A 9,849-nucleotide genomic window follows, 5' to 3' on the forward strand; every position below is an offset into this window, starting at 1 on the left:
GAGTGACCGCGATGGTTCCCTTTTTCGTCCAGATCAAATGCAAGCTCGGCCAATCCTATGTGGTCGCCAATGCGCTTGCCGAAGCCGAGATCGCCTCCGAGATCTATTCCACGGCCGGTCAATACGACCTGCTGGTGAAGTTCTACGTCGACAACGACACCGATATCGGCCACTTCGTCAACGAGAAGGTGCAGGTGTTGCCGGGCATCCAGGACACCCTCACCATCATCACCTTCAAGGCGTTTGGCGCGAGTTGACCGTCCGGAAAAGGGCGGGCCTGATCAGGCGCCGCCCTCCTTGCGCTTGGGGCGCGGCGGACCGTCCACCGGCGGCAGCGATTTGAGATAGTCCGCCATCGCCGCGAGATCGTCGTCCGGCAATTGCGAGGTGTTCTTGATCACCCGCGTCATCGCGCCGCCGACGCTGTCACCGTCGGGCAATTCGCCGGTCTTCAGGAAATACGCAATATCCTTCGCGCTCCACTCGCCGAGGCCCTTCTGGGTGATGTTGGGGACCCATCCCTCGCCTTCCGGATTGGGACCGCCGGCGAAGCGTTGTCCGGCCATGATCCCGCCGAGCGCGTTGCGCGGGCTGTGGCACTCCGCGCAATGGCCAAAGCTGTTGACGAGATAGGCGCCGCGATTCCACTGCGGCGACTTCGCGCTGTCGGCGACGAAGGGTTTGCCGTCCATGAACAGGAACTTCCAGATGCCGACGTTGCGCCGGATATTGAACGGAAAGCGCAAATCGTGGTCGCGCACCTTGCCTGCAACGGCAGGCAGCGTTTTCAGATAGGCGAAGAGATCGAGCACGTCCTCGCGCCTGGCGTGCTGATAGGACGTGTAGGGAAAGGCCGGAAAATAATGCCGTCCGTCCGGCGCGACCCCGTGCATCACCGCGTTGACGAATTCGGCCTCGCTCCATTTGCCGATGCCGTCGGTCGGATCGGACGAAATGTTCGGCGCGTAGAACGTTCCGAACGGCGACTTGATCGCGACGCCGCCGCCGAGCCTGAGACGATCGGGCTGGTCGGGGACGGCATGGCATGAGGCGCAGCCGCCGGCGTTGAACATCACCTGGCCATTGGCAAGATCAGGGACGCGGGCAGGCGCGGTGCCGGCGGCCGCCACCACCGGCGCGCTGAGCCACCAATAGACGCCGGCTGCGGCGAGTGTGGCGAGCAGCACCACGGGGATTGTTCGTCGCAATATGCGGTCCTTTCGTCGTCGCGGCAAAGCTTATGACCGATGTCCTCGCGGCTCCAGCCACGAAGAATTTAGCCCACCGCACCCTGAAACGGGAATAAACTGAAATGCCGGCTGTTGGAAGTTTGGCAGCCCAAACGGGTTCAGCAGGGAGAAACTTCATGAACAAGATCGTCATCGCCATGTCAGTGCTTGGCGCCGTTGCTTTTGCGGGTTCGGCCAGCGCGGAAAAGCTGAAAGCAACGCTCGACGCCAAGTCCGAGGTCCCCGCAACAACCAGCAGCGGCACCGGAACGGCCGATCTGGACTACGACGCCGCCAGCAAGAAGCTGTCCTGGAAGGTCACCTATTCCGGCCTGTCCGGCCCTGCCACCGCGGCGCATTTCCACGGACCTGCCGAGCCCGGCAAGAACGCCGGCGTCGCGATCCCGATCCCAGGCGCTGCCACCAGCCCGGCCGAGGGCTCGGCGACACTGACCGACGCGCAGGCCGCCGATCTGCTCGGCGGCAAGCTCTACGTCAACATCCACACCGCGGCCAATCCGGGCGGCGAGATCCGCGGTCAGGTGACGAAGTAAACTTTTGCACAGAAAAGGGCGGCTGCCATCGCAGTCGCCCTTTTCGATTCCCGTAGCGCCGGCGCAGGCGTCACACGTCAGGTTCGGCCGCGTTCAGCGCCTGCGCGAGGTCGGCGATCAAATCCGACGGATGTTCGATGCCGATCGACAGCCGGATCGTGGAATCGAGCACGCCGATCTTGCGGCGGATGTCGGCGGGAACGCCGGAATGGGTCATGGTGGCAGGCAGGCTCGCAAGCGACTCCGTTCCACCAAGGCTCACCGCCAGCTTCAGAATCTGCAGCGCGTTGAGGAATTTCATGGCCGCGGCCTTGCCGCCGACGATGTCAAACGAGAACGTGGATCCTGCCCCTGTGCATTGCCGCGCAAACACAACTCCGTCCGGCGACGCCGCGTCGTGATGACCGAGATAGTGCACCTTGGCCACTTTGGGATGATCGCGCAGATAGTCCGCCACGAGGCGCGCATTCGCATCGGCCTTTTCCATGCGCAGGCTCAGCGTCTCGAGCGAGCGGTTGATCATCCAGCAGGAATGCGGATCGAGCTGGGTGCCAATGGCGCCCCGCAGCGCCTTGATGCCTTTCACCACCGCCTTCGCGCCGAGCGCAGCGCCCGCGATCAGATCTGAATGACCGCCGACATATTTCGTGAGCGAGTACAGCGAAATATCCGCGCCGTGCTCGATCGGCCGCTGAAACACCGGTCCGAGCAGCGTATTGTCGCAGGCGATGATCGGAACGTGTCCTTGGGTCTTTCCGATGGTCTCGGCGACACGCCGCATCATCGCGATGTCGACCAGCCCGTTGGTGGGGTTGGCCGGAGTTTCGATCAGAATCATCGAAACCCGGCCCTTGCGCATGGCCTCTTCCGCGGCCTGGGTGACCACAGCTTCGTCAACGCCATCGGCGAAGCCGACGGCGCCGATCGACAGACGCGCAAGCGTATTCGTCAGCAGGGTTTCCGTGCCGCCATAGAGCGGCTGGGAATGCAGAATGACATCGCCGGGGCGGACGTACGCCAGGATCGTGGTCGCGATGGCCGCCATGCCGGACGAGAACAGCGCACAGCTCTCGGTGCGCTCGTAGATCGCGAGCCTGTCTTCGACGATTTCGCTGTTGGGGTGATTGAAGCGCGAATAGACCAGGCCCGCGCCCATCCCTTCCGGCGGCTCGCGCCGACCGGAGACGAAATCGAAGAAGTCCTGGCCGTCCTCGGCCGTCTTGAACACAAAGGTCGAGGTCAGGAACACCGGCGGCTTGACCGCGCCTTCCGACAATTGCGGATCATAGCCATAGGTCAGCATCAGCGTTTCCGGATGCAGCATATGGTTGCCGATGTGCGTCTTCGACGGGAACGGTTTGACCATGGCTTGTCTCGCTGTTGCTGATTGAGGTGCTCGCCGCGGATTGGAACTCCTGATGTCATGCATGAGTCAGGGGCGGGATGCTTCGGCGTCAAAAGCTCACGCCAATGCCGCGGCGCTGGAGCAAAGATAGCTGCTCCGGCAGCGATCCGTCAGGCCTTGCGGATAGAATTTCCAGCGGCGACACGCGAGGCAATAAAAAGGGCGGCTGCTTTCGCAGGCCGCCCTTCTTGATTCCCACCGGATGGAGCGCAGCGCAATCCGGGGCAGTCTGTCAGCTCGGATGGATTCCCGCATTGCGCTGCGCTCCATCCGGGCTACGAATCTTTTTCTTGCCTCAACCGTTCTTCACGCGAAACGTTTCGTGGCAGCCGCCGCATTCCTTACCGACCGCGGGAAAGTTCGCCTTGAGCGAGTCGAGATCCTTGATCTTGCCCTTGGCCTCACCGACGACCTTGGCGAAGCTCGCGACCTTGGCGTCGAACCCGGCCTTGTCCTCCCAGACCTTCGGCGAGGCGCTGTAGTCGCCCTCGGGCTTCATGCCCTTTGCGCTCGCGGGAAACAGATTCGGCAACTTCTTGGCGGTGTCCTCGAACTGCGCCAGCGCGCTGTCTACCGCGGCCTGATCGTAGGGCTTCTCGCCCTTGACCATGGCCGCCACTGCGCCGGCGTTCTTGCCATTGCCCTTCATCAGGGTCTGGACCTCCTTGACGGAATCCTGTTGTGCCCAAACCGCGCCCATACCGAGCAGGAGCGCGCCCCCAACAACCAACATTCGCTTCATTCTCAAAATCCCTTTCCTTGATGCAGGATTGCCTTGATGCAGGATCGCCGTGCTGCACGATCGTGCCGACCCCTCAATGGGGCCAACACCGCTCGGCAGACTTCATTCCCGTGGAAGATTGTCACAGGCTGTGACGGCGATGGTGCTCGTTGACGGCGATCCACACCCGCTCCGGGGTCGCCGGCATGTCGATGTGGTCGATCTTGTACTCGCGCCAGAGCCCGTCGACGATGGCGTTGACGACGGCCGGGCAGGACCCGATCGCGCCGGCCTCGCCCGCGCCCTTCACCCCCAGCGGATTGGTCTTGCAGGGAACGTTGGCCGTCTCGAACACGAAGTCCGGCCCGTCCGCCGCGCGCGGCAACGCGTAGTCCATGAAGGTCGCGGTGACGAGCTGGCCGTCGCCGGCGCCATAGACCACCTGCTCCATCAACGCTTGGCCGATACCCTGCATGGCGCCGCCATGGACCTGGCCGGCCAGCAGCAGCGGATTGAGCGTCATGCCGAAATCGTCGACGATCACGTAGTTGACGATTTTGATGATGCCGGTGGCCGGATCGATCTCGACCTCCGCGACATGGGTGCCGTTCGGATAGGTGCCGTCGGCGCTGGCAAAGGTTGCGCTCGCATTGAGCTTCGACGGATCGACGCCGGGACGCTTGGCGAGGTCGGCGAACGAGATCGAACGGTCGGTGCCGGCGATGCGCACCAGGCCATCGGTAATCTCGAGGTCGCCGGCACTGGCTTCCAGCGCCTGCGCGGCGATCTCCTTGAGCCGCGCGCCGAGTTCGCGGGTCGCGCGCTCGACGCTGACACCGCCCGACGGGATCGAAGCCGAGCCGCCGGTGCCGAGGCCTGTGGCGATCATGTCGGTGTCGCCCTGGTGGACGTGCACGCGCTCGGGCGCCACGCCGAACTGCTCGGCGACGATCTGCGCATAGGCGGTCTGATGGCCCTGCCCGCTCGACTGGGTGCCGATCAGGACGGTGATATCGCCATTGGGGTCCATCCGCACATTGGCGGTCTCCTCGCCCATGGTGCCGCACACCTCGACATAGCTCGCAAGTCCGATGCCGCGGATCAGGCCGTTCTTCTTGGCCGCCTTGGCTCGCTTGCCAAACTCCTTCCACTCGGCGATCTCCATCGCGCGCTTCAGGTGCGCGGCGAAGTCGCCGGAATCATAGACCTTGCCGGTCGCGGTCTTGTAGGGCAGCGCCTTCGGCTGGATGAAATTCTTGCGGCGGATGGCATCTACCGTCATGTCGAGTTTTCGCGCACAGGCGTCCACGAGACGTTCGATGACGTAAGCAGCCTCGGGCCGCCCGGCGCCGCGATAGGCATCGACCGGCACGCTGTTGGTGAAGATGGTACGCACGCGGCAGTGGAACGCCTGGATGTCGTAGAGGCCCGGCAGCATGCCGGCGCCGCCATGCGGGATATAGGGCCCGAAGGTCGACAGATACGCGCCCATGTCGCCCATCAGATCGCAATCCATCGCGAGGAATTTGCCGTCCTCGGCCAGCGCCATCTTCGCGGTGGTGACGTTGTCGCGGCCCTGCGCGTCGCCCATGAAATGCTCGGTGCGGTCGGCCGCCCATTTCACCGCCTTCTTCAGCTTTCGCGCGGCGACTGCCAACAGGGCGTATTCCCGATACGGAAACAGCTTCGTGCCGAAGCCGCCGCCGACGTCGGGGCAGATCACCCGCATCTTGTCGGTCGGGATGTTGAGCACGTTCTGGCAGAGGATATCGCGCAGGCGGTGGCTGCCCTGGCTGCCGACCGTCAACGTCAGATGGTCGCGCTTGGCGTCATATTCGCACACTGCCGCGCGCGTTTCCATGAAGTTCGCGACCACGCGCGGATTGACGATCGAGATCTCAGCCACCGCATGCGCCTTGGCGAACGCTGCTTCGGTCGCTTTCTTGTCACCAATCGAGACGTCGAACAGCACGTTGCCGGGCTTGTCCGGCCAGACCAAGGCTGCGCCCTTCTTCACGGCGTTGACGACCCCGGTCACCGCCGGCAGCGGGCTCCATTTGACGTCGATTGCCTCGATCGCGTCGCGGGCCTGGTCGATGGTCTCGGCGACCACGAAGGCGATGGAATCGCCGACATGGCGCACTTCGTCTTTGGCGAGGATCGGGTAAGGCGGCCCAGTGAAGGGATCGGTCTCGAGATTGAACAGGCAGGGCAGATTGCCGAGATCCCCAACGTCATCGGCGGTCAGGATCAGCGCGACGCCGGGAAGGGTGCGGGCGCGACTTGCGTCGATGGTGTATTTGGCATGCGCATGCGGCGAGCGCAGCATCAGGCAGCGCAAAGCGGCCTGCGGCGCATAATCGTCGGTATAGCGGCCCTTGCCGCGGATAAGCGCGTCATCCTCCTTGCGCAACACGCTTTGGCCAACGCCGAACTTGATGGGAGCCGCCATTTTCTCGTCCCGTTTCTCATGGTTGTTTTGCCGGCATATTGCCGTGGAAAAACTGGCAAGGCAAACGGGTTTAGGCGGGCCGTGCCTGTCAAGGCCGATGATTCGAAGCCGTCCTCGGGGGCTTCGAGCGAGCCCGCCCCTCAATGGCTGAATTTCCTGACCATGAGGTATTTGTCATACGTGATATGACCTATACGGACTGCAGCGGGATCCGTGCCGTAGACCTCGAATCCATTACGCTTGTAGGTCCTGATTGCAGCGGTTGCTTCGAGCAGGACCTCAAGATGTACCTGCTCGACGCATCCCTCGGCATGGGCAAGAAGCTCCTTGATGAGTCGATCTCCGATTCCTTGACCTCGGCCATCTTCCCTCACGTAAACCGTGAAGATGTGACCCCTGTGCTGCGACCGAAGAGCTGGCGACACGTAGAGGCCCGCGACTCCGATCAGATTTCCCCGCCAGAAGGCGCCAAGGATCGCTCCGCCGAGCCAATGCCGATAGGCAGTCAGCATCGCCTCTCCGCCCTCGTCCTCTTCAGCAGAACCAAATGTTTGAGGGTGCGTCCGAAGCGCCTCCGCGCGAATGTCGCGAAAGAGGTCGAGATCATCGACGGTCAATCGGCGGATTTCCAAGTCCGCCGGGGCACCCGGCGCATGCGACATCATGGTCGCCTCCTCTCCTGTGTCGCTGCGAAGGTCGGCAGGACCGCTGGTCTGTCACATCCCACCGCGGCCCCACAGAGTCCTCGCATTATCTCTCAGCCTCGCGATGGCGCGTTCGGGCGCGATGCTGTCAATCTCGCCACGCGTTAGGCCGATATCCATCAGCTCCCTGTCACTCAGGTCCTGCAAGGCGATTTGTGGACCCTGCCGCCAGCGCCACTCCTGGAGCGCACGCCAGTATCGCGCGAGCAAGCCTGGGATGCTCCATGTCGATGCAAGTTCGAGGGTGAGCCTCTCCGTCTCGGAAGTGATGTTCGTCTGTTGGGGTGGCATCGGACGCTCCTGCTGTTGTGCCGGCAGGGGAGCGTGGCCAAACAAAAAGGCCCCGTCCGATGCCGGCGGGGCCTGGTGGAAAGATGTCGTCGTCGAATTCTTAGCGCGCGACTCCTTCCAGGGCCCAGCCGAAGCGGGTCATGTGAATGCAGTTGAGTTTGCGCGCTGATTTGATCATGGGCTGCGATTACCACAGCAATCGCCCAAAATCAAGAGATGTGTGGAGGTTCGCTGCATCCTGGAGGCGAGTCCCTATCTGAGGGTGCCGGGCGCCGAAGCCGACGACGCCCGTCAACGCCCTCACGACTTCTTCTGCTTCGCTTCCACGTATCGTGCGAAGTTGTCGAGGATGGCCTGCCAACCGCCTTGCTGCTGCTCGACCGAATGCGTCGATTCGCCATCGAAGACCACGCGGACGAGAATGCCATTCGGGCCGGGCACAATCTCGACTTCGGCTTTTCGCTCGCCGAACGCGTATTCGATCCGCTTGTGCTCGATGATTTTCGTGTAGGTACCGGCGAAGTCAAAGCCCATACTGCCGTCCTTGGCCTCCATGCGAGATGAGAAGACACCCCCTTCTCGCAGATCGACGGTCGCCTTAGTCGTATGCCAGTCGTCGGACGCGGCGTTCCACTTCATGATGTCGGCCGGCGTCGTATAAGCTCGCCAGACCTGATCGATGGGGGCTGCTACGTTGGTTTCGACGGTGATCCTCATAAACAGTGCTCCTGGTTCGATTTTTGCCGGCTCAAGGTGACGGCATCACGTCAATTGTGCGGGGTCCATCCACCGCACGTCCGAGATGTGTCCATCCAAGGACGATCGAGACTGGTCCGTGCCGACAAGGTCGAGCCGTCAATGCGTTGAAAATATGAAAAAGCTAACCGCGCACCAGCGAGACCAGCCAGCGGCGGCCGAACAGCGCAAGGATGGCGAGCGCATAGACGATCGTGCCCCCGACGGCCAGCAGAAGCAGCGTCAATTCGTCTCGGAAGTGCATCGAGCCCAACGATGGACCGCCGAAGCGCGCGATGAGCCAGAAGGCGGCGGCCAGGATGATCCCGGTCAGCAGGAATTTGGCGAGCGACAATAGCCACGCGCGGTCCGGCACGAGAAAGCCTCGCCGCACCGCGAAGAACAGCACCAGCAGCAGGTTGGTCCAGACGCCGACGGCGGTTGCTAAAGCAAGGCCGATCTGGGCCAGCGATCCCATCAAGGCAATTTTCAAGGCGACGTTGACCGCGATGCCGGTCAGCGACGCCCGCACCGGCGTCGCCGTGTCCTTGCGCGCATAGAAGGTTGCGACCGCGCTGCGGATCAGCACGAAGGGGATCAGACCGATGGCATAGGCCGCGAGCGTGGCGCCGGCAGCGGCGGCATCGGCTTTCGAGAACGCACCGCGGGCGAACAGCGCGCGCATGATCGCGTCGGGCACGGTGAGGAAGGCGGCGACAAACGGCACCGAGAACAGCAGGGTGAAATCGAACGCGCGGCGCTGCGCCTTCATCGCTCCGTCATGGTCGTTGGCTGTGATCCGCCGCGACATCTCCGGCAGCAGCACCGTGCCGATGGCAATGCCGATCACGCCGATCGGGAGCTGGTTGAGACGGTCGGCATAGTACAGCGCCGACAGCGCGCCCGCCGGCAGGAAAGTCGCGATGATGGTATCGGCAAACAGCGCAAGTTGCGTGCCCATAGAGCCCAGCGTCGCCGGCCCGAGTGCCTTAAAAAATGCGCGGACGTCTTCGTCGAGCTTGAGCGGCGCAAAGCGCGGCAAGCCGCCATGGCGGGCGAGATCGCCGGCGAGCAAGAAATACTGCAAAAAGCCAGAGATGAGGACACCCCAGGCGGCGGCGTGGCCTGCGCTGGGAAACCGGGCGGCGAGCGCCAGCGTCATCATCATCGAGATGTTGAGAAAGATCGACGCGGCCGCGGCGCTCGCAAAGCGCTGCATCACGTTGAGCATGCCGCCATAGAGCGTCACCAGCGTGATCAGCAGCAGATAAGGAAAGGTGATACGGGTCAGCTCGATCGCAAGCTTGCGCTGTTCGGCGTCTTCGGAAAAGCCGGGGGCCAGAAGGCTCATGGCCTGCGGCATGAACAGCCAGGCGACGATCAGCAGCAGAACCTGCGAGGCCAGCAGCAGCGTGAAGATGCGGTCGGCGAATAATCTTGCCGCCCCTTCCCCGCGCTCGCCATGGACGTGCGCATAGGCCGGCACCCAGGCAGCGTTGAAGGCGCCCTCAGCAAAAATGGCACGGAAATGGTTGGGCAGCCGCAGCGCCACGAAAAAGGCGTCGGCCACGGGGCCGGCGCCGAGAATCGCCGCAAGCATGATGTCGCGGGCAAATCCCGTCAGCCGCGAGAGCAGCGTGTAGCCGCCAACCGTGAAGATACGTCCGAGCATGCGTCTGTTTTAGAGCATGGCGAGATTAGGTCTAGGTGCAAGCTGCGGCGCAGGTGCGCTCCCTCCCCCGCTTGCGAGGGCTTTGC

The 9,849-nt window shown here is 63.0% G+C and carries 10 protein-coding genes; 2 read left to right on the forward strand and 8 right to left on the reverse strand.

The annotated features are described in order from the left end of the window. Positions 1 to 11: 11 nt before the first annotated feature. On the forward strand, positions 12 to 257 hold the full coding sequence (locus FXB41_RS19040; RefSeq protein WP_007602021.1) for an Lrp/AsnC ligand binding domain-containing protein: 246 nt from the start codon (positions 12 to 14) through the stop codon (positions 255 to 257). A gap of 24 nt (positions 258 to 281) precedes the next feature. On the opposite strand, the gene FXB41_RS19045 is transcribed toward FXB41_RS19040, so the two are convergent. Beyond that, on the reverse strand, positions 282 to 1,211 hold the full coding sequence (locus FXB41_RS19045) for a c-type cytochrome (RefSeq protein WP_219682837.1): 930 nt from the start codon (positions 1,209 to 1,211) through the stop codon (positions 282 to 284). Between the two features lie 155 nt (positions 1,212 to 1,366). Here FXB41_RS19045 and FXB41_RS19050 point away from each other — a divergent pair, with 155 nt between their 5' ends. Then, entirely contained in the window at positions 1,367 to 1,783 is a 417-nt protein-coding gene (locus tag FXB41_RS19050) for a CHRD domain-containing protein (RefSeq protein ID WP_007602019.1), read from the forward strand. A gap of 70 nt (positions 1,784 to 1,853) precedes the next feature. Here FXB41_RS19050 and FXB41_RS19055 read toward each other — a convergent pair whose 3' ends face one another. The 7 genes from FXB41_RS19055 to murJ all read right to left on the reverse strand — a co-directional run bounded on the left by FXB41_RS19055 (position 1,854) and on the right by murJ (position 9,763). Further along, the gene (locus FXB41_RS19055) at positions 1,854 to 3,149 is read right to left on the reverse strand and encodes a cystathionine gamma-synthase family protein (protein ID WP_219682828.1); all 1,296 of its coding nucleotides are present in this window, start codon (positions 3,147 to 3,149) and stop codon (positions 1,854 to 1,856) included. A 334-nt stretch (positions 3,150 to 3,483) separates the two neighbouring features. Next, positions 3,484 to 3,930, reverse strand: a complete 447-nt coding sequence (locus FXB41_RS19060) for a c-type cytochrome (RefSeq protein WP_219682829.1) — start codon at positions 3,928 to 3,930, stop codon at positions 3,484 to 3,486. Positions 3,931 to 4,051: 121 nt separating this feature from the next. Further along, positions 4,052 to 6,361 carry a xanthine dehydrogenase family protein molybdopterin-binding subunit gene (locus FXB41_RS19065; protein ID WP_219682830.1) on the reverse strand — a complete coding sequence of 770 codons (2,310 nt, stop codon included), beginning with the start codon at positions 6,359 to 6,361 and terminating at the stop codon, positions 4,052 to 4,054. Positions 6,362 to 6,501: 140 nt separating this feature from the next. Then, entirely contained in the window at positions 6,502 to 7,026 is a 525-nt protein-coding gene (locus tag FXB41_RS19070; RefSeq protein WP_219682831.1) for a GNAT family N-acetyltransferase, read from the reverse strand. A gap of 51 nt (positions 7,027 to 7,077) precedes the next feature. Then, positions 7,078 to 7,356 carry a DUF1127 domain-containing protein gene (locus tag FXB41_RS41755; RefSeq protein ID WP_219682832.1) on the reverse strand — a complete coding sequence of 93 codons (279 nt, stop codon included), beginning with the start codon at positions 7,354 to 7,356 and terminating at the stop codon, positions 7,078 to 7,080. Between the two features lie 300 nt (positions 7,357 to 7,656). Further along, positions 7,657 to 8,073 carry an SRPBCC family protein gene (locus FXB41_RS19080; RefSeq protein ID WP_219682833.1) on the reverse strand — a complete coding sequence of 139 codons (417 nt, stop codon included), beginning with the start codon at positions 8,071 to 8,073 and terminating at the stop codon, positions 7,657 to 7,659. Between the two features lie 163 nt (positions 8,074 to 8,236). Further along, complete coding sequence (gene murJ / locus FXB41_RS19085; RefSeq protein ID WP_219682834.1) at positions 8,237 to 9,763, reverse strand: murein biosynthesis integral membrane protein MurJ; 1,527 nt, start codon at positions 9,761 to 9,763, stop codon at positions 8,237 to 8,239. Positions 9,764 to 9,849 lie beyond the last annotated feature (86 nt).

The sequence above is a fragment of the Bradyrhizobium canariense genome (assembly GCF_019402665.1).
GTDB lineage: Bacteria > Pseudomonadota > Alphaproteobacteria > Rhizobiales > Xanthobacteraceae > Bradyrhizobium > Bradyrhizobium canariense.